At 67.4% G+C, this 18226-nt stretch carries 20 protein-coding genes; 1 reads left to right on the top strand and 19 read right to left on the bottom strand.

Annotated elements, in window-relative coordinates:
* Window positions 1-23 precede the first annotated feature (23 nt).
* The 12 genes from FA89_RS12370 to FA89_RS12315 form a co-directional block, all read right to left on the bottom strand.
* Window positions 24-740, bottom strand: coding sequence for a copper homeostasis protein CutC (locus FA89_RS12370; protein WP_036140866.1), 717 nt, complete (start codon window positions 738-740; stop codon window positions 24-26).
* Between the two features lies 1 nt (window position 741).
* Window positions 742-1773 (bottom strand): N(4)-(beta-N-acetylglucosaminyl)-L-asparaginase, encoded by a 1032-nt coding sequence (locus FA89_RS12365; protein ID WP_036140865.1) that lies wholly within the window; start codon window positions 1771-1773, stop codon window positions 742-744.
* Window positions 1774-1809: 36 nt separating this feature from the next.
* Window positions 1810-2007: a hypothetical protein gene (locus FA89_RS12360; RefSeq protein ID WP_036140864.1), complete on the bottom strand. Its 198-nt coding sequence runs from the start codon at window positions 2005-2007 to the stop codon at window positions 1810-1812.
* Window positions 2004-2510, bottom strand: a complete 507-nt coding sequence (locus FA89_RS12355) for a prepilin-type N-terminal cleavage/methylation domain-containing protein (RefSeq protein WP_036140863.1) — start codon at window positions 2508-2510, stop codon at window positions 2004-2006. Before FA89_RS12355 ends, FA89_RS12360 begins: the two co-directional genes overlap by 4 nt.
* On the bottom strand, window positions 2507-2926 hold the full coding sequence (locus FA89_RS12350; protein ID WP_185754335.1) for a hypothetical protein: 420 nt from the start codon (window positions 2924-2926) through the stop codon (window positions 2507-2509). The genes FA89_RS12355 and FA89_RS12350 overlap by 4 nt, the downstream gene beginning before the upstream one ends.
* Window positions 2927-3268: 342 nt before the next feature.
* Window positions 3269-4015 carry an S-methyl-5'-thioinosine phosphorylase gene (locus tag FA89_RS12345; RefSeq protein ID WP_036140861.1) on the bottom strand — a complete coding sequence of 249 codons (747 nt, stop codon included), beginning with the start codon at window positions 4013-4015 and terminating at the stop codon, window positions 3269-3271.
* A 5-nt stretch (window positions 4016-4020) separates the two neighbouring features.
* Window positions 4021-4572 carry a hypoxanthine-guanine phosphoribosyltransferase gene (locus FA89_RS12340; protein WP_036140860.1) on the bottom strand — a complete coding sequence of 184 codons (552 nt, stop codon included), beginning with the start codon at window positions 4570-4572 and terminating at the stop codon, window positions 4021-4023.
* Window positions 4573-4579: 7 nt separating this feature from the next.
* Window positions 4580-5581 carry a beta-N-acetylhexosaminidase gene (nagZ, locus tag FA89_RS12335; protein WP_036140859.1) on the bottom strand — a complete coding sequence of 334 codons (1002 nt, stop codon included), beginning with the start codon at window positions 5579-5581 and terminating at the stop codon, window positions 4580-4582.
* Entirely contained in the window at window positions 5575-6099 is a 525-nt protein-coding gene (locus tag FA89_RS12330; RefSeq protein WP_036140858.1) for a CYTH domain-containing protein, read from the bottom strand. The genes nagZ and FA89_RS12330 overlap by 7 nt, the downstream gene beginning before the upstream one ends.
* Window positions 6100-6112: 13 nt before the next feature.
* A complete protein-coding gene (rlmD, locus tag FA89_RS12325; RefSeq protein WP_036140857.1) occupies window positions 6113-7411 on the bottom strand; it encodes a 23S rRNA (uracil(1939)-C(5))-methyltransferase RlmD in 1299 nt (432 codons plus the stop codon).
* An 87-nt stretch (window positions 7412-7498) separates the two neighbouring features.
* Window positions 7499-8104 (bottom strand): YdbL family protein, encoded by a 606-nt coding sequence (locus FA89_RS12320; protein ID WP_036140856.1) that lies wholly within the window; start codon window positions 8102-8104, stop codon window positions 7499-7501.
* A gap of 30 nt (window positions 8105-8134) precedes the next feature.
* Window positions 8135-10156: a hypothetical protein gene (locus FA89_RS12315; protein WP_036140855.1), complete on the bottom strand. Its 2022-nt coding sequence runs from the start codon at window positions 10154-10156 to the stop codon at window positions 8135-8137.
* 45 nt (window positions 10157-10201) lie between these two features.
* On the opposite strand from FA89_RS12315, the gene FA89_RS12310 reads away from it, so the two are divergent.
* Complete coding sequence (locus FA89_RS12310; RefSeq protein WP_036140854.1) at window positions 10202-10951, top strand: response regulator; 750 nt, start codon at window positions 10202-10204, stop codon at window positions 10949-10951.
* Here the strand turns inward: FA89_RS12310 and recO are convergent.
* The 7 genes from recO to FA89_RS12275 form a co-directional block, all read right to left on the bottom strand.
* The gene (gene recO / locus FA89_RS12305) at window positions 10948-11640 is read right to left on the bottom strand and encodes a DNA repair protein RecO (protein ID WP_036140853.1); all 693 of its coding nucleotides are present in this window, start codon (window positions 11638-11640) and stop codon (window positions 10948-10950) included. The genes FA89_RS12310 and recO overlap by 4 nt on opposite strands.
* A gap of 21 nt (window positions 11641-11661) precedes the next feature.
* On the bottom strand, window positions 11662-12594 hold the full coding sequence (gene era / locus FA89_RS12300; RefSeq protein WP_036140852.1) for a GTPase Era: 933 nt from the start codon (window positions 12592-12594) through the stop codon (window positions 11662-11664).
* Window positions 12584-13243 (bottom strand): ribonuclease III, encoded by a 660-nt coding sequence (rnc, locus tag FA89_RS12295; RefSeq protein ID WP_036140851.1) that lies wholly within the window; start codon window positions 13241-13243, stop codon window positions 12584-12586. Before rnc ends, era begins: the two co-directional genes overlap by 11 nt.
* A 9-nt stretch (window positions 13244-13252) precedes the next feature.
* The gene (locus tag FA89_RS12290) at window positions 13253-13630 is read right to left on the bottom strand and encodes a DUF4845 domain-containing protein (RefSeq protein WP_036140850.1); all 378 of its coding nucleotides are present in this window, start codon (window positions 13628-13630) and stop codon (window positions 13253-13255) included.
* A 138-nt stretch (window positions 13631-13768) separates the two neighbouring features.
* Window positions 13769-14671: a signal peptidase I gene (lepB, locus tag FA89_RS12285; RefSeq protein ID WP_036140849.1), complete on the bottom strand. Its 903-nt coding sequence runs from the start codon at window positions 14669-14671 to the stop codon at window positions 13769-13771.
* A gap of 94 nt (window positions 14672-14765) precedes the next feature.
* Complete coding sequence (gene lepA, locus FA89_RS12280) at window positions 14766-16559, bottom strand: translation elongation factor 4 (RefSeq protein WP_036140848.1); 1794 nt, start codon at window positions 16557-16559, stop codon at window positions 14766-14768.
* Between the two features lie 133 nt (window positions 16560-16692).
* Complete coding sequence (locus tag FA89_RS12275) at window positions 16693-18129, bottom strand: Do family serine endopeptidase (RefSeq protein WP_036140847.1); 1437 nt, start codon at window positions 18127-18129, stop codon at window positions 16693-16695.
* Window positions 18130-18226 lie beyond the last annotated feature (97 nt).

Below are 18226 nucleotides of genomic sequence, written 5' to 3'. Positions count from 1 at the left end.
ACGCCAGCCCACATCGTGGTCTCCTACGCCAGCGCGGCGACGATGGCCCTTACCGTGTCCACGTCGGTACGCGTCTCGCCTGCGCCCATGCCCAGTGCATCGGCCGGCGACCGCATGCCCGAGGGTAGCCGCCGCTTCGCCGACGCATGGAACTCGCGCGCACGCGTCGCGGCCCGCAGGTTGTCGGCGTTACCCGGCTCGATGCCGGCGCCGGGCATCACCACGATACGATCGCCGGCCTGCGCGACCAGCTGCGCGATCGAGGCCGCGCCCGCCACGGCACTCTGCATGCCGCCCGATGTGAGAACCCGCTCGAAGCCGAGATCGATGACGGTTTCCAGGGCTTCACGGCGATCGGGCACCAGGTCGAAGGCACGATGGAAGGTGACGCCCATCCTGCCCGCCGCACGCACGAACAAGGCGCACGCCTCGGTATCCACGTCGCCCTCCGCCGTAAGCGCGCCGACGACGACGCCGTCGCAGCCCAGGTCGCGGCAGTGTTCGATGTCGTCGAGCATGCACTCGATCTCGATGTTCTCGTAGAGGAAGTCGCCCCCGCGCGGGCGGATAAGGACATAGAGCGGGATGGTCAGCCCCTCGCGCGCGAGCATGATCGTGCCATGCGAGGGGGTTACACCCCCCTCTTCCAGGCTGGCGCACAGTTCGATGCGCCCGGCGCCGCCTTCCTGCGCCGCGAACGCCGAGGCGACGGAATTGGCTGCCACTTCGAGCAACGCCATCTCAGTAGGTGCTCTTGCCGGGATGCAGGGCATCCTGCTTCGACGCATCGCACACCGCGTACGAGAAGCCCTTCTGGATCGACCACGCGCCCACGTTGCCCTTCTTGTCGAGGGCGAGGAAGCCGACCTGGAGATCCTTCGCCTGCGGCTTGCGCCGGAGGATGCGTTCCACCGCCTCGCGGCAGGCGTCTTCGGGTGATCGGCCCTGGCGCATCAATTCCACGACCAGGAAGCTGCCGACGTTACGGATCACTTCCTCGCCCACGCCGGTGGAGGTTGCCGCGCCCACCTCGTTGTCGACATACAGGCCTGCGCCGATGATCGGGCTGTCGCCGACACGGCCGTGCAGCTTCCACGCCATGCCGCTGGTGGTGCAGGCACCGGAGAGATTGCCCCTGGCATCGATGGCGAGCATGCCGATGGTGTCGTGGTTGCTGGCATCGCCCGGCGTGCCGCCTGGACCGGCGTTGTAACTCTTCACTTCGCTGTTGGCCACCGGCTTGTACTTCGCCGACTTGAGCCACTCGTGCCAGGCCTTGTCCGACTCGGGCGTAAGCAGTTCCTCGCGGGGAAAGCCCTGCTCGAGCGCGAATTGCAGCGCGCCGTCGCCGACCAGCAGCACGTGCGGCGTACGCTCCATGACGCGGCGCGCGACGGAGATGGGATGCGCGATGTGCTCGATCGCCGCGACGGCGCCGCAGTTGCCGTTCTCGTCCATGATGCTGGCATCGAGCGTGACCTTGCCGTCCCGGTCGGGATAGCCGGCGCGTCCCACGCTGTGGTTGCGCAGGTCGGCCTCGGGCACGCGTGCGCCGGCTTCGACCGCATCCAGCGACCGACCGCCGCCGGCGAGCACCTTCCACGCGGCCTGGTTGGCGGCTACGCCGAAGTCCCACGTGGAACACACGCGCGGCAGCATGCCGCCGGCCGGGGGCTGCTTCGCCGCGCCCGCCACATCCGCCGCCAGACCCTTGGCAGTCAACGCCATGCCCGAAGCGACCGTCGCCCCCTGAAGAAACCGCCTGCGATCCATGGAACCCTCATGTGCGACGACGCGCCGGTTGCGCCTTTACCGATGGTCGCATGCGGCGACATCCTCCTGCCAGCGAGCCCGGTCATGCCCGACGGCGACGCAGACGCGGTCCCGGTATTCGGCGGCGGCCAGGCGCCGCGAGGCCGCACCGCGTGACAAGCCTGCACCGATCAGGCTGAGAGCGGCCAGCATGACCAAGACGAAGACCAGTACGCAACCACGCGGACGCTTCATTGGCGTTTCGCCACGACGCGAGAAAAACGCGTGCCATCGGCGAGGATCACGCCTACCTCCAGCAGGCGTGCCGTGTCCCTGTGACGTTCCTGGAACGGAAGGCGTCTCACCTGCCCGGCAGCATCGGGCAGGTCGGCGACGACATCGAGGCGAACGATCCCCTCGATCAGTGACTCGCACTGCTTTACGCACCGTCGCAGCCCGTCACCGACCAACCAGTCCGCGACGTCCGTGTGCAGCAGATACGACCGATACGGGCGATGCCTGACGGTGACATCGCAGTCCCTTGCCTCCGTGCAGGCAAGCCACCGGGACGAGTTGGCAAGATCCTCCGCGAGCACGGCCAGCGCCATACGCGCGGCATCCTCGCGCTGGACCCGATCGAGATGACGACGCGACGCCATACCGGCCGCCCCTGCCCCCGTCGCGACGACCGCTGCCACCATGCCCGCCACGGCGAGCGAGACCAGCAGTTCCACGAGGCTAGACCCGTGCTGGCTCACGGCCGGAACGATGTGGCGGCGACGACATGGCGGCCGAGCGTGACACGCACGAGGCAGCCCGAGATGTCCTCGCAGCGGACGACGGACGCCGTGGACGATCCGACGTGCCGACGAAGGCTGGCGCGGAACCGCGCGAGGTCGTCGGCGGCAAGCTGGTCAGGCGTGCAGCCGCCCGCGCAACCGGCGTCCGATGGCGTGGTGGCGTTGTAGGAACCGCCTGACACACCGAGCGGATTGGCGCGCATGCGCTCGCGCAGATCGGCGATGGCGGTCACGGTGGCCATCGTCCGCGATGCCGCCGCATCCATGGCCATCGACGCGTGGAACCACGCCCCGCTGGCCGCGCTGCCGACGGCAAACACCGACAGGGCAGTCAGTGATTCAATCAGTGAGGCACCGTGGCAGTGAGGTTTCATGGAGCTAGCGTGGGCCAGTCGCGCCCTGCCCGCTGCGGGTCCAGGGTGGGGTATCGCGTCGGCTATGCACCGCAGCCCGCGCGCAACGTTGCCGCAGGGCGACGCACGGCATCGGCCGCCGCGTCATGCCTGGTTTCGGCGTACGTCATCGCACCGCAGGATGGCAACGGGCGTAGGGTTCGCGTATCGCGGACATCGTCCGCTCCTACACAGCGCCACGTAGGAGCGGACGATGTCCGCGATCCACGGTTGTAGCAGCAGACGATGTCCGCGATCTGAAGTGCGGAAACATACGATGCCCGCAATCCGCGGTTGTAGGAGCGGACGATGTCCGCGAAATGCCTACAAGACTGCCAGCAAACGCCCAAGAATAGCCGGAACGTTGGCCGTCGCAGCGGCCAGGTGGGCGAAGATTTCCTCGATGCTGATCTCCGCCTCGTCGCCGGCGCCGGCGGCGAAGTTGGCCACCAGTGCCAGGCAGGCGAATTCCAGGTCCAGCTCGCGGGCAAGCACGGCCTCGGGCATGCCGGTCATGCCGACCAGGTCGCAGCCGTCGCGCTTCATCCGCGCGATCTCCGCGCGCGTCTCCAGGCGCGGCCCCTGGGTCACGCCGTGGCAACCGCCATCGATGATCGCCAGGCCCTCGGCGCGCGCCGCGGCCAGCAGGGCCTGGCGCAGTGCGGCGCTGTAGGGCTCGCTGAAATCGATGTGCCGCACCTCGGCACCCTCGACATCGTTGAAGCTGGTGTAGCGGCCATGCGTGTAATCGATGATCTGGTCGGGCACCACCAGCGTGCGGGGGCCCATGTCGTCGCGGATGCCGCCCACGGCGTTGACGGCCACCACGCGCCGCGCGCCCATCGCATGCAGGGCCCACAGGTTGGCGCGGTAGTTCACCCGATGCGGCGGCACGGTGTGGCTTTCGCCGTGACGGGCGAGGAAGGCGAGCCGCCTGCCGCGGAAGTCGCCCGTCACGACGTCACCCGAGGCCGGGCCGAACGGCGTCTGCACGGCGTGCCGCTCGGTGTTTTCCAGGCCTTCGAACTGATAGAGGCCACTGCCACCGATCACGGCCAGGTCGATGCTCATCGGAATCAGTCCTTCAACGCGTGGATGGCGGGCAGGTTACGCGCCTGCTCGTGGTAATCCATGCCGTACCCGAACACGTAGCGATCGGGCAGGTCCACGCCGTTGAAATCGGCCTCGATGCCATGCGCGCGGCGATCGTGGCGCTTGGTGCAAAGCACGGCCAGCAACACCCGCTTCGCGCCCATCTCGACGCACGCATCGCGCACCGCCTTCAGCGTATGGCCTTCATCGAGGATGTCGTCCACCAGCAGCACCGTGCGCTCGTGCAGCGGCACTTCCGGACGACGCAGCCAGTGCAGGTCGCTGCCGCTGGTTTCCCCGCGGTAACGCGTGGCGTGCACGTAGTCGAACTCGAGGTCCGTGCGTATCGACAGCGCCAGCTGGCCGGCGAACACCAGCGCGCCGTGCATCACGGTGAGGAACACCGGCACTTCGCCGTCGAGCGCGTGGTCGATCTCGCGGCCCATGCGGGCGATCTCGGTGTCGAGCTGTTCGCGATTGAAGAGGATGTCGGAGTGCGCAAGCGCATGGTCGAGCGAGGCGGTGGTGGTGGTCATGATCGGATCAGGGCTCCAAGGCGGTCACGCGCGCGATGAATCGATCGCGCTGGGGATTGTGGACGAGGCCTTCCCAGGTGGAACCGATCGCACCGCGCAGCGGGGCGATACGTTCGACCGGTGAAGGGCGACGGTGCTGCACCGCCACGATCGCCTCGGGAACGACATCGGGAAAACAGGCGAGTACGAGGTCGCAACCCGCATCGAGGTTGGCGGCCACGCGGGCGGCCACGCCGCCGACACTGCCGGCGGCGGCCATGCTGATGTCGTCGCCGACGACGCAACCGCCGAACCCGAGCTCACCGCGCAGGATCTCCTCGATCCACACGTGCGAGTAACCGGCTGGCTGGTCGTCCACCGCGGTATAGACGACATGCGCCGCCATGACGGCCTCGGCACGTGCCTCGATGCCGGCGATGAAGGGCTGCAGGTCGGTCGCGAAGATATCGTGCTTGCTGCGCGGATCGACGGCGGATGCGAGATGCGTGTCCTCGCGCACCGAGCCATGCCCGGGGAAGTGCTTGAGCACGGCGGCCATGCCGCCCAGGTGCATGCCGCGCACGTAGGCCTGGACCAGCTCGGCGGCAACCGCCGGGTCCGCATGCAGCGCCCGGTTGCCGATGGCGGCGTTGCCGCGTTCGAGGTCGGCCACGGGTGCGAAACTGAAATCGACGCCGATGGCGCGCATCTCGCTGGCCATGATCCACGCGTGTTCCTCGGCCCGGTCGATCGCGGCGCCGGGGTCGCTGTCGTGCAGCCTGCCCAGCGCGGACAACGGCGGTAGCCGCGTGAATCCTTCGCGGAAGCGCTGCACGCGGCCGCCTTCCTGGTCCACGCAGATGAGGATCTCATCGCCGGCCACCTGACGCACGTGGTCGATCAGGGCCGTGACCTGCTCGCGCGAGGCGAAGTTGCGCGAGAAGAGGATCACCCCGGACACGCCGTGGGCCGTCAGCAAGACGTGCTCGTGCGGCTCCAGTTGCGTCCCCGATAGACCGATGATCAGCATGCCATGTCCTCCGTGCCGTCCCGTTCCGCATCCGACCAGTCGCTGTACGGTCGGTCGATCAGGTTGACGTTGTAATAGCGCAGCGTGCCGCTGACCTCGCGGCCGAGCCATGCCGGTGTCGGGTAGGCCGCGTCCGTGGACGGCAGTTCCACCTCGGCGACGATCAGGCCGGCGTTGGCGCCGACGAACTCGTCGATCTCGAAGTGTGTGCCTTCGACCATGACATGATGACGAATCTTCTCCACGCGACCGTCGGCCAGGTCATCCAGCATGCGCGCGGCATCAGCCACCGGCACGGGGTATTCGTATTCCTGCCGCTCGATACCCAGCGTGGCCGACTTGATGTTGAGCCAGGCCTGCTCGCCGGACACGCGCAGCCGTACCGACGACTTCGCCTGTCCGGATGCCACGGCCGCGCCACTGATGAGGTAACCCTGTGCCATGCGCTCGCTGCGCACGATCTGCTTGCGCCAGGCGTCGCTGGCCAGGAGGAACTTGCGCTCGATCTCGATGCCCATGGGGTCTCCGGGGTCAGCGGCGCTCGAACAGCGCGATGGATTCGACGTGGGCGGTGTGCGGAAACATGTCCATCACCCCCGCGGCGGCGAGACGAAATCCCTTCTGCACGAGGATGCCCGCGTCGCGCGCCAGCGATCCCGGATGGCAGGAGACGTAGACGACGCGGTCGGTGCCCTTGCGCGGCAGGTACTCCAGCAGCTCGTTGGCGCCGGCGCGGGGCGGGTCCAGCAGGATCTTGTCCCAGGCCTGCTTCGCCCAGGACTCGTTGCGCTGGTCCTCGAACAGGTTGGCTACCTGGAACGAGGCATGGCCCAGGCCGTTGCGCGCGGCATTGGCCGACGCCCGTTCCACCAGCCCGTGCTCGCCTTCCACGCCCACCACCTCGGCGGCGTAACGTGCGATCGGCAGCGTGAAGTTGCCCAGGCCGCAGAACAGATCGAGCACGCGATCGGCCGGTTGCAGGTCCAGCAGCTCCAGGGTGCGCGCCAGCATGCGCTGGTTCATGCCCGCATTGACCTGCACGAAATCCAGCGGGAGGAACTCCAGCTCCACATCCTGGGCGGGAATGGCAAAGGCAAGACGCGGCGCCTCCGGCCACAACGGATGCACCGTGCTGTGGTTGCCCGGCTGCAGGTAGATGGCCAGGCCATGCGCCTTGCCGAAATCCACCAGCGCCTGGCGATCGGCCTCGGTCAGCGGCGCGAGGTGGCGGAAGACCAGCGCGACGGTGTCGTCGCCGGCGGCGAACTCGATCTGCGGAATGTCGTGCGCGGCGGACAAGCCGCCCACCAGTGCCGCGATCAAGCCCACCTTGGGGCCCAGCGCGGGATGGATCACTTCGCAATGTTCGATGTCGGCGACGAAACGCGGGTTGGATTCCTCGCGGAAACCGACCAGCACGCGTTCCTTCTTCGCCACGTAGCGCACCGAAAAACGGCCCTTGCGGCGGTATGCCCACGGCTCGCCGGCCAGCGGTGGCAACCACGCATCCGGCGTAACCTTGCCGATGCGTTCGAAGTTCTCGGCAAGCACACGCTGTTTCGCGGCGATCTGCGCGGCGGGCGCCATGTGCTGCAACGCGCAGCCGCTGCACTGGCCGTAATGGCGGCATTTCGGCTCGACACGCGCGGGGGAGGCCTCGACGATGCCGACGAGATCGGCCTCGTCGTACTTGCGGTGGCGCTTGTGATATACCAGCCGTACGCGCTCGCCCGGCAACGTGCCGGGCACGAACGTGGCCTTGTTGTCGATGCGGGCAACGCCCCGGCCGTCGTGGGTGAGGCCGATGATGGTGGCTTCGAATTCGATCATGCGCTCTGAAACGTAAAGCCCGGACGACGAAGGCCCGGGCTGGCTGGGAGGACGCCCGCGCGATGGCGGGCGGTCCTGGCGGGTGCCTTACTTGCGCTTCCAGGCACCGGAGGCATCGCGATAATACCAGCCCGGCGGCGCGCGCTGGACCCAGCCGTCCGCGAATGCCTTGCGGATCTGCGGCTCCCATTCCGGGTGACCGTTGGCCTTGGCGACGGCGGCATACAGGGCATCGCGGTCGCTGTTTTCCTGGTCGACCAGGCCGTTGGCCTGCGAGCGCTGGTCCAGCGGTAACGCGCTGGCATCGCGCACGGCGACCAGGCCGTTGGCCGTAAAGCCCACCGCGCCACTGTCGAACAATGCCTTCAGTTGGCCGCCGAAGCGGCTAGTCATGCGCAGCCGGATGGCGTCCGTTTCCGGAGTGCGCACCTGTATATCCGGCGATTCCGCCGCCTGCGCCGAGGGGATCACCAGGTCCAGCAGGGACGCCGAGGGCTGCTTGCCCGTTGCGGCCGGACGGGCTTTTTCCGGCGTGGCGGACGGTTTGGCAACGCCGCTGTCGTCGAGCACGGTGCCGATGAACTGGTCGGCCGCCTTCTGCGCCGCGGCTTCGGGAAAATAGACGTTGATGGTGACGCAGCCGACCAGGGCGACGGCGGTGGCAGCCATGAGAGCGATGAACGATTTACGCATGGTTTTTCCTTGTGGGGGCGGCTTGCCCGCTCAACGGACCACCGGGCCATCGCCCTGGGTGGCGGCTTGCAGGCGGCGCACCAGGGTGGGCCAGTCGACCTCACGCTGGTGACCGACCACGGTCAGGCGGGGCAACCCGCTTCCTTCGACGATAGTGTAGCCATCCTTCGCGGCGCCCAGTCCTCCCATGGCGCATACATCGCCGCGCAGGCGGCACGACAGCCCGATGCGCTTGTAGCCGAACGTCTTGAAGATCTTCAGCACCGTGCCCTGCAGGCCCGCGGCGATACCGCCCCCGCCGACGGAGGTGAGGTTGTTCACCGCCTTCTGGCTGATCCGGCCGCCACCGCCCGCCAGCAGGTGGGCGTCGAACGCGGCGGGCTGCCAGGCGACCAGGCGCAGGTTGTCGATGCCGCCATCCAGTCGGCCGGTGATGCTGCCGAAGTCGAAGACGGAGGTCATGAGGCCCAGGTCCAACTGGCGCAGCGAGAGCGTGCCGGTGAGGATCGGCGCCACGCCGAACGGCTGCGCGAGGCTCATGCCGGTGATGTCGACGAAACCGTCGAATATGTTCAGCGACAAGCCGCCGGCCATTTCCACGCGATCGTCTACATAGCGAAGCGACGGCACCGCGCCGCCCAGCGTACCCTTGAATTCCGGCCAGCCCAGTGCGCGACAGAATGCGGCCATGTCGATTTGCGTCAGCACCAGCGAGGTCTGCAGGCGGTCGCCCGCGGTGGCCGCGGGCTTCCACGCCAGGCGCTGTACTCGCAGCTGGCCATCCAGGACGGGAATGACCAGCGGTGCCAGCAGGCCCAGCGTGCCGCCGGTGCTGCGCAGTGCCGCCTCGGCGGCGCCATTCGGAATCCGCTGCATCTGCAAGGCACGCCAGCCGAGCTTCGTGGCGGGGCGATCCTCCGTGGCACTCCAGTCGACCGCGCCATGCAGGCCCTGCACCCCGAAGCGTCCTTCGCCGTTGGAGATATCCAGCCCCGTGGTCTGGAACGCGAAGGCCTGGGGGCCTTTCGCGCCCATCGTGAGGTGCCCCGTGACATCGCCCCTGGCATCGAGCGCATCGACGCCGAAGCTGCGAGCCAGGCCTTTACCGTAGCGTGCATAGGCGGCGGGAAAGCGTGCATCGAAACGGTCCAGCCGGAGCGAGGCGAGACTACCGTCCGCCGCGAGGCCTACCTCACCTTCCAGTTGCAGGGCGTCGGGATCGGTCAGCCTCAGGCGCCGGATCGCCATGGCACCCTTCTGCGCCCGGGTGGAAAACGACAACTGCACCGGGTGGGCGGGAAGATCGACATACAGGGGGCCCAGCAGCAACGAGCCACCGCGCAGCGCGGCGTCGAGTTCGATGACGGTGGCCTCCGCCTGGCTGTCCACACCGAGCCGACCGCTGCCCGACACCGTTTCACCGGCCAGCGTGCCGCCCGGGCTGTCGAAGCCCACGCCAGCCAGCGCGAACTGGCCGCCGGCCTGCACGCCGCCGGGAAGCAGGTCGAGCGCCAGGTCGGCATCCACCCGGCCGGTCGTCAGGCGACCGGACCACACCGTCGAGAGCAGCCCTTGCAACCAACCGGCAGGCAGGTCTTTCAGGGTGATCTGCGCATGGGTGGTCTGGTCCATCGGCATCGCCACGCGGGCCAGCGAGGCATCCTGGCGCACGGTCAGCTCCAGCGTGTTCGCGGCGGTGTCGGCCACCATGCGTACGGTGGCCCGCGGCCAGGGGTCGCCCGACGCACCGCGCATACGCAGGTTGCCCGCGAACGTCCAGCGACCGGGCTCGTCGCGGGCAAGCGTGCCGTCCAGGTCCAGCGTGGCCTTGTGCCAGCCCATGGCGGCCAGGTCGGCTCGCTGCACGGTCAGGGCGACGCCCACGCCATCGCCCGCGGCGGTCAGGTCGGCATGCAGTCCGTCCAGCACCACGCCGGGTAACGACATGCCCTCCGCGTCCACGGACACGGTCGCCCGCGCCCCATCCGCGCCGACCAGGGCGACCAGAACGATGAACAGGAAGCTGAACGTGCGGGTTGATACCGGGAACATGCTCCGCCATTCTGCCAAATCAAGATGAACAACACGGAACGTTGCATGATCGAGCAGTATCTGTCCGCCCCTTCCGCGCCGACGCCACGGCATGTCCTGGTGGCTGACGACGACGAGGCTACCCGTGTGTTCCTGGCGCAGGCGCTGCGATCGCTCGGCTATCGGGTAGACGTCGCGGCCGATGGCGACCGCGCCCTGGACCTCGCCAGGCGACAGCCGTTCGACGCGCTCCTGCTGGATTGCCGCATGCCGGGCGCCGGTGCCGAGGCCTTGCTGCCGGCGCTGCGCGCCGATCCTTCCGCCCGGTCGCGCGACGCCGTGGCCCTGGCCACCAGCGCGGAGATTCCCGCCCGTTTGCGCGAGGCCTTGCTGGCGGCGGGCTTCGCCGGCGTGATCGAAAAACCCTGCCAGCTCGCGGCGCTCAGCCACGCACTAGCCGCCACGCTCGGCATCGAGGGACATCTGCAGGTGCTGGACGACGACGCGGGGCGCGCGGCCAGTGGCGATGCCATCACCCTGCTGGCACTGCGCCAGTTGCTGCGTGTCGAACTGGTCGAACTGGAGGCCGCGCTGGACGACCTGGCGCGTCGTCCGACCGACCTGATCGACCGCCTGCATCGCCTGCGTTCCGCTTGCGGGTTCTGCGGTACCGCGCGCCTGGGTGCCCAGGCCAGGGCCTTGCAAAACCACGTGCTGGAAACCCGCACCGTCGTTCCGCTCGCTGCCATAGAGCGCTTCCGCTACGAACTGAACGAGGCGTTGGCCGCCCTGCCCCGCGACACGCCCGCCGTTTAACGCAGCACGCGCCAGGCCTTCAGCTCGCCGCCGCCCAGGTGGAAGGAAATGATCTGGCGCATCATGCGGCGCAGCGAGGCCAGCCCCGCCACGTCGGGGGAGCGGTCGGCGGCCAGCGCCAGCAGATCGGCGCCGCGAATGCCGCGGGCATCGCCCGCGCGTCCGGGGCGTACCCCCGACTCCGGGTCGTAGAAGTAGGTGAGCGCCGGGTCCAGCGGCTCACCATCGATGGCGTCGATATCCAGCGGCAGCGCATAACCCAGCGCGTCCAGCATGTCGCGCTCGAAGCGGCGCAGCGTCCAGGCCAGGGCATCGCCCGTCGCCATGCGGCGCAACGTGCGCTCGTAGTGCGCGAACAGCGTGGGGTTGGGGTCCTGGCGGCCGGTCAGCCGCACCACCAGTTCGTTGAGGTAGAGGCCGGCCATGCCCGCGTCGCCCGTCAGGCGTTGCGGCGCGCCCACGTGCTCGGCCGTGCGCAGCGTGGCCAGTTCTCCCTTGAGGATGAGGTCGAGCTCCACCCGCTGGAACGGCTCCAGCTGCGCACGCTGCAATCGCGCGCCTTCCTTGCGCACCCCGCGGGCGACCACGCCCAGGCGGCCGTGGTCGCGGGTCAGGCACTCCACCAACAGGGATGTCTCCCGGTAGGGCCGGGCGTGCAGGACGAAGGCGGGCTGCTGTTCGACGCGCATGACGCGGTACGGCGCGCCGGCTTATTCGTAACCGAAGCGCTTGAGCAGGTTCTCGTCGTCCGCCCAGCCTTCGCGTACCTTCACCCACAGCTTGAGGAACACCTTGCGCTCGAACAGGTGCTCCATGCCCTTGCGCGCCGAGGTGCCGATCGCCTTGAGCTGGGCGCCGCCGTTGCCGATGACGATGGCTTTCTGGCCGTCGCGCTCGACCCAGATCACCGCATGCACCTCGGCCACGCCATCCGGGCGGTCCTCGAACTGTTCGATTTCCACCGTGGTGGCGTAAGGCAGTTCCTGGTCCAGGCGCAGCATGAGCTGCTCGCGGACCATTTCCGCGGCGAGGAAACGCTCGCTGCGGTCGGTGATCTCGTCTTCGCCATAGACGGCCGGCTGCACGGGCAGGCGCTTGAGGATGCCTTTTTCCAGGCCTTCCAGGCCCTTCGACTTCAGGGCGCTGACGTAATAGACATCGTCGAATGGGTGCTTGGTCATCAGGTCGGCCACGAACGGCAGCATCGCCGTCTTGTCCTTCTGCAGGTCCACCTTGTTGATGGCCAGCAGGCGCGTCATGCCCTCCTGTTCGGCGAGTGCCGCATACATCGCGGCGTCCTCGTCGGTCCAGCGACCGGCCTCGATCACCTGCACAGCGAGATCGACCTCGGTGATCGCGGCGCGCGCGGCACGGTTGATGCTGCGGTTCATCGCACGCTTGGCGCCGCGGTGCAGGCCAGGCGTGTCGACGTAGAGGATCTGGCCCGCGGGCTTGGTCGAGATGCCCAGGATGCGATGGCGGGTGGTCTGCGGACGATGGCTCACGATGCTCAGGCGCACGCCGATCATGGCGTTGAGCAGCGTGGACTTGCCGACGTTGGGTCGACCGGACAGCGCCACGTAACCGCAGCGGAAGTCGCCGTCGACGGGGGTGTCGTTCTCGGGAGTATTGTTATCGTTCATTCTTTTTTTCCAGCAATCGGCGTAGCACCGCTTCCGCGGCGTCCTGTTCGGCGGCACGCCGGCTGCCGCCGCGTCCTTCCACGCGGATCGGTTCCGGTTCGTCGATGCAGCAGCTGACGTCGAAGGTCTTGGCGTGGTCTTCGCCGTAGCTGTCGGTGAGTTCGTAGACGGGCAGCGGCAAGCCCCTGCCCTGCAGCCACTCCTGCAGGCGCGTCTTGGCGTCCTTGCTGGAGCGTTTGAGTTCGGCCACGCGCGGCATGAACAGCCGGCGCACGACCTGGCGACAGGCGTCGAAGCCGTCATCCATGTAGACGGCGGCAATCAGCGCCTCGAAGGCGTCGGAGAGGATGGAATCGCGGCGGAAGCCGCCGCTCTTCAGTTCGCCCGGACCCAGCTTGAGCACGTCGCCCAGTGCCAGCTCGCGCGCGATCACCGCCAGGGCCTCGCCGTTGACCAGTTGCGCGCGCAGGCGGGAAAGTTCGCCCTCGCTGGCATTGGGGTGCACCTCGAAGAGCAGCTCGGCGACGATGGCGCCCAGCAGCGCGTCACCGAGGAATTCCATCCGCTCGTTGTTCGGCTTGCCGACGCTCCGGTGGGTGAGCGCCAGCGCCGCGAGGGTCGGATTACGGAAGGAATGCGGGAACTGCACGAGACCTCATCATTGCCCGACGGCACTCTTGAGCGGGACCGAATGGTCGAAATGCAACAGGAAGGAAATGTTGTAGAGGAACGGAATCTGCTTGTCGTAGTCCACGTGCAGCACCGCGCCGTTGTTGGCACGCTCCACCGTCACGTCCTGTGGCTTGATCGTCGAATCGTCGACGTACTGGAAGCTCATCTTGAAGGCCAGTTGGCGACGTGCCTGGCCGACGTCCTCGTTGCCACCCTCGGTCGACATCTGGTTCATGGCCTTCACCACGCCCATGTACTCGATGTACGACGGCACCAGCTTCATCGCCATGAACGCGAAGAAACCCAGCACCGCCAGGAGGATGACGAAACCGATGAGGGTGATACCCGATTGCCTGGATTTCATGCGTGTGTTCCGCCGAGGACGGCGGCTCCCCTGTTCAAGACCGTGAATGGCAACGGGGCGCGCGGGCGCCCCGGAGCGGAGATTACCTTGTCCACGGCCATCCGCAACGTTATGCCGCGCAATAGGGCCATGCCGCCGTCAATGGATGACCTTGCCCATCTTCGAGAAGTCGAGGATACCGTTGCCCAGCCCACGCCAGGCCATCCAGACGAAGAACGCCTTGCCCACCAGGTTTTCCTCCGGCATGCAGCCCCACCAGCGGCTGTCGGTGCTGTTCATGCGGTTGTCGCCCATGACGATGTAGCAGCCCTTGGGCACCTCGGAAGGCACCATGGCGTTGGGGATGTCCATCGGCACGTTGTAGGCGGGGGTCAGGGCGATCGTGTGGTTGATGCTGCCCAGGTGCTCCGTGTACAGGTGCGAGCCGTAGGTCATCAGCATGCGGTCTTCCGGGCGGTTCATGTTGCCCTTGAACGCACCGAGATCGTCGGCGCCGACCCGCTCGCCATTGATATAGAGCTCGCTGCCGCGGGTCTCGATGCGATCGCCCGGCAGGCCGATCACGCGCTTGATCCAGTTTTCGCCGGGCACCGGCGCGTGGGGATCGGCGCAGGAGACATCGCCACTGCGGATAGTGCGGCCGCTTTCGTCCCGGCAGAGGTAACCGGGGAAGCGGAAGACCACGACATCGCCACGACGCGGCTCACCGTTTTCCAGCAGCTTGTTGTTGAACGCGGGCATGCGCAGGCCATAGGCGAACTTGTTCACCAGGATGAAGTCGCCGACATCCAGCGTGGGCATCATCGAGCCGGAGGGAATCCGGAACGGCTCCGCCACGAACGAGCGTAGCAGCAGCACGACGAGGATCACCGGGAACAGCGACCGCGCCCAGTCGACCGGCCACGGCTCGGGTTGTTCGGTGCCGGAGGCTTCGGTACGCGCACGGCGCGCCTTGGCGAGGAAGAGCCAGTCGATCAGCCAGATCACGCCGAACAGCACCGTGAGGCCGAGAAGAATCGCCGAAAAATCGAATGACGCCATGCCAACTCCGTAAGTCGTGTCGAGGGGCCGGTGGCCCGTTCCGGCGCGTCCGGCGCCGGCTATCCGTGATGAAACGCCGTCGCAGCCGGTAAGGCTACTTGTTGTCCTGCCTGAGCACCGCCAGGAAGGCTTCCTGGGGGATTTCGACGCTGCCGACCTGCTTCATGCGCTTCTTGCCTTCCTTCTGTTTCTCGAGCAGTTTCTTCTTGCGCGAGACATCGCCGCCGTAGCACTTGGCCAGCACGTTCTTGCGCAACGCCTTCACCGTGGAACGCGCGATCACCGCCGCACCGATCGCGGCCTGGATGGCCACGTCGAACTGCTGCCGGGGGATCAGGTCCTTCATCCGCTCCACCAGTTCCCGCCCGCGGCGGTCGGCGTGCGAACGATGCACGATGAGGCTGAGCGCGTCCACGCGATCGCCGTTGATGAGCACATCCACACGCACGAACGGGCCCGCGTCGAAACGCTCCAGTTGGTAGTCCATAGAGGCATAGCCGCGGGATACCGACTTCAGGCGATCGAAGAAATCCAGGACCACTTCGGCCAGCGGCAGCTCGTAGGTCACCTGCACCTGCGTGGCCAGGTACTGGATGGTGCGCTGCACGCCGCGTTTTTCCTCGCACAGCTTGATGACGTTGCCGACGTACTCACCGGGGGTGAGGATATTGGCGACGATGATCGGCTCGCGGATCTCGACGATCTGCTGCGGCGGCGGCAACTTGGCCGGGTTATCCATCGCCAGGATGGTGCCGTCGGTCTTGGCCACCTCGTACACCACCGTGGGCGCGGTGGTGATCAGGTTGAGGTCGTACTCGCGCTCCAGGCGCTCCTGCACGATCTCCATGTGCAGCATGCCGAGGAAGCCGCAGCGAAAGCCGAAGCCCATCGCCTCGGAGCTTTCCGGCTCGAAGAACATCGCGGCGTCGTTCAGGCGCAGCTTGTCCAGGGCCTCGCGCAGGGCCGGGTAATCGTCGGCGGACACGGGGAACAGGCCCGCGAACACGCGCGGCTGCATGGTCTGGAAGCCGGGAAGCGGTTCGCTGGCCGGCTTGCCCGCCAGCGTCAGCGTATCGCCTACGGGGGCGCCGTGGACATCCTTGATCGACGCGTTGATCCAGCCGACTTCGCCGGCGCAGAGTTTTTCGAGTTTCTTGCGCTTGGGCGTGAACACGCCCACGTCGTCGACCAGGTGGGTGCGACCGGTGGACATGACCAGGATCTTGTCGCCCGGCTTGATCTCGCCCTGCATCACGCGGACCAGCGAGACCACGCCCAGGTAGTTGTCGAACCAGGAATCGATGATCAGCGCCTGGAGCTTGTCCGTATTGCCCGGCTTCGGTGCCGGAATGCGGTGGATGATGGCCTCGAGCACCTCGATCACGTTCTGCCCGGTCTTGGCGCTGACCGCGATGGCGTCGCTGGCGTCGATGCCGATCACCGCCTCGATCTCGGCCTTGGCCTTTTCCGGATCGGCCGTGGGCAGGTCGATCTTGTTGAGCACGGGAATGACTTCCAGCCCCTGTTCGATGGCCGTATAGCAGTTCGCGACCGACTGCGCCTCCACCCCCTGCGCGGCGTCGACCACCAGCAGCGCACCCTCGCACGCGGACAGCGAACGGCTGACTTCGTAGGAGAAGTCGACGTGGCCGGGCGTGTCGATGAAGTTCAGCTGGTAGGTTTTTCCGTCGCGCGCCGTGTACGGCAACGACACGGACTGGGCCTTGATCGTGATGCCACGCTCCCGCTCGATCGGGTTGTTGTCGAGGACCTGCGCTTCCATTTCGCGCTCGGACAAGCCTCCGCAAAGCTGGATGATGCGATCGGCCAACGTCGACTTGCCATGGTCGATGTGGGCAATGATGGAGAAGTTGCGGATGAGTTCCATGGAGCGCCGTGGTCACGTTCACCATCGCTCGCGGCGCGAACGACGCGCAGCGGCCCTGGGGGCCGGTGCGAATCCGGCATTATCGCATGGAAGGCCACCCGCCGCCGATCGGCGACGGGTGGCCTGCGCGGGATCAGCGATCCTGGGGCACCGTGATGCCCATGAAACGCGTGGTGTCGTCGCGGCGAATCAGCAGCATGGCCGTGTCGCCCGGCTTGATGCCCTGGGTAGCCTCGCGGAACGCCGCGGCCGAGCCGACCCGTTTCTGGTTGACCATGAGCACGATATCGCCTGCCTGCAGCCCCGCCCCGGCGGCCGCGCGACCGGTGACGCGGCTGACCACCACGCCCTCGCCGGCCTTCAAGCCGAGCTCGGTGCGCGAGGAGGCATCGATGTCCTGCACCGCCAGACCCAGCGCGGCGGCCGAACCGCCCGCCCCCGCACCCGCATCGCCGGCCTGGGCCAGCGCGTTCTTGTCGCGCGGCAGTTCGCCGACCTTGACCTCGAGCGCCTGCTTCTTGTGATCGCGGAGGACCTCGACCTTCGCGGTCGAGCCGGGACGGGTGATGCCCACGAGCGGCGGCAGGTCCGCCGACTGTGTGACGGGGGTGCCGTTGAACGAAAGGATGACATCGCCCTGCCGGATACCGGCCTTGTCCGCGCCGCTCCCCGGGGTGACCTGGGCGACCAGTGCGCCGTTGGCGTCGGGCAGGTCGAGGTTTTTCACGAACGGGTCCACCGGCTGCACGGTGACGCCGAGCATGCCGCGGGACACGTAGCCCTTGTCCTTGATCTGCTGCACGACGTTCATTGCGACGTCGATCGGGATCGAGAAAGACAGGCCCTGATAGCCGCCCGAAGTGGAGTAGATCTGCGAATTGATGCCGATCACCTGGCCCTGCAGGTTGAACAGCGGACCACCCGAATTGCCGCGGTTGATCGGCACGTCGGTCTGGATGAACGAGGTGTAGGGCTGGTCGCCGCTACCCAGGTTGCGGCCGACCGCGCTGATGATGCCGTGGGTGACCGTGGCATCCAGCCCGAACGGCGAGCCGATGGCCAGGGCCCACTGGCCGCGCCGCACACTGCGGGAGTCGCCGATGGTCACGGTGGGCAAGGCGCTGCCGTCGATCTTGAGCAGGGCGATGTCGTACTGAGGATCCTTGCCGACCACTTTCGCGGTGAAGGTACGGCGGTCCTGGAGGCGAATCTTCACCTCGTCGGCGTCGTCGACCACGTGATCGTTGGTGAGCACGTACCCGTCGGGGGAGATGATGAAGCCCGAGCCCAGCGAGGTCTGCTCGGGCGATGGCGCCGGCGTGCCCGGAGGCATGCCCGGCATGCCGAAGAAGCGCCGCAGGAGTTCCTGCTGGTCGTCCTGACCGCCGCTGTCGGGCCCGCTCCGCCCTTTGCCCCTGGATGAACCGTTGGTCTTCGCTTCCACATGGACGACCGCCGGGGCGTTCTTTTCCACGATGCCGGTGAAGTCCGGGAGCGATTGGGCCTGCGCTGTCGCGCCGGCCATCACGAGTGCGCCGCCCAGGAGCGCGCGTACCTGCCAGAAAGCCATCTTTTCCTCCTTTTTCCAGCCACGACTGCCCGTGCGGCGATGGCACCGCCGGGGATCAACAGAAGGGGATGCGCCCGCCGGGGACGGCGGCGGGCGC

Origin of the sequence: Luteibacter sp. 9135 (genome assembly GCF_000745005.1) — a bacterium.
Lineage (GTDB): Bacteria > Pseudomonadota > Gammaproteobacteria > Xanthomonadales > Rhodanobacteraceae > Luteibacter.
The sequence above is the reverse complement of the archived record's forward strand: the minus strand, read 5'-3'. Positions and strand labels throughout refer to the sequence as shown.

What these genes read in the sequence shown, in the direction of transcription:
- FA89_RS12370 (WP_036140866.1), bottom strand. Translation starts at nt 740, where the DNA reads ATGGCGTTGCTCGAAGTGGCAGCCAATTCCGTCGCCTCGGCGTTCGCG.
- FA89_RS12365 (WP_036140865.1), bottom strand. Translation starts at nt 1,773, where the DNA reads ATGGATCGCAGGCGGTTTCTTCAGGGGGCGACGGTCGCTTCGGGCATG.
- FA89_RS12360 (WP_036140864.1), bottom strand. Translation starts at nt 2,007, where the DNA reads ATGAAGCGTCCGCGTGGTTGCGTACTGGTCTTCGTCTTGGTCATGCTG.
- FA89_RS12350 (WP_185754335.1), bottom strand. Translation starts at nt 2,926, where the DNA reads ATGAAACCTCACTGCCACGGTGCCTCACTGATTGAATCACTGACTGCC.
- FA89_RS12345 (WP_036140861.1), bottom strand. Translation starts at nt 4,015, where the DNA reads ATGAGCATCGACCTGGCCGTGATCGGTGGCAGTGGCCTCTATCAGTTC.
- FA89_RS12340 (WP_036140860.1), bottom strand. Translation starts at nt 4,572, where the DNA reads ATGACCACCACCACCGCCTCGCTCGACCATGCGCTTGCGCACTCCGAC.
- nagZ (WP_036140859.1), bottom strand. Translation starts at nt 5,581, where the DNA reads ATGCTGATCATCGGTCTATCGGGGACGCAACTGGAGCCGCACGAGCAC.
- FA89_RS12330 (WP_036140858.1), bottom strand. Translation starts at nt 6,099, where the DNA reads ATGGGCATCGAGATCGAGCGCAAGTTCCTCCTGGCCAGCGACGCCTGG.
- rlmD (WP_036140857.1), bottom strand. Translation starts at nt 7,411, where the DNA reads ATGATCGAATTCGAAGCCACCATCATCGGCCTCACCCACGACGGCCGG.
- FA89_RS12320 (WP_036140856.1), bottom strand. Translation starts at nt 8,104, where the DNA reads ATGCGTAAATCGTTCATCGCTCTCATGGCTGCCACCGCCGTCGCCCTG.
- FA89_RS12315 (WP_036140855.1), bottom strand. Translation starts at nt 10,156, where the DNA reads ATGTTCCCGGTATCAACCCGCACGTTCAGCTTCCTGTTCATCGTTCTG.
- FA89_RS12310 (WP_036140854.1), top strand. Translation starts at nt 10,202, where the DNA reads ATGATCGAGCAGTATCTGTCCGCCCCTTCCGCGCCGACGCCACGGCAT.
- recO (WP_036140853.1), bottom strand. Translation starts at nt 11,640, where the DNA reads ATGCGCGTCGAACAGCAGCCCGCCTTCGTCCTGCACGCCCGGCCCTAC.
- era (WP_036140852.1), bottom strand. Translation starts at nt 12,594, where the DNA reads ATGAACGATAACAATACTCCCGAGAACGACACCCCCGTCGACGGCGAC.
- FA89_RS12290 (WP_036140850.1), bottom strand. Translation starts at nt 13,630, where the DNA reads ATGAAATCCAGGCAATCGGGTATCACCCTCATCGGTTTCGTCATCCTC.
- lepB (WP_036140849.1), bottom strand. Translation starts at nt 14,671, where the DNA reads ATGGCGTCATTCGATTTTTCGGCGATTCTTCTCGGCCTCACGGTGCTG.
- lepA (WP_036140848.1), bottom strand. Translation starts at nt 16,559, where the DNA reads ATGGAACTCATCCGCAACTTCTCCATCATTGCCCACATCGACCATGGC.
- FA89_RS12275 (WP_036140847.1), bottom strand. Translation starts at nt 18,129, where the DNA reads ATGGCTTTCTGGCAGGTACGCGCGCTCCTGGGCGGCGCACTCGTGATG.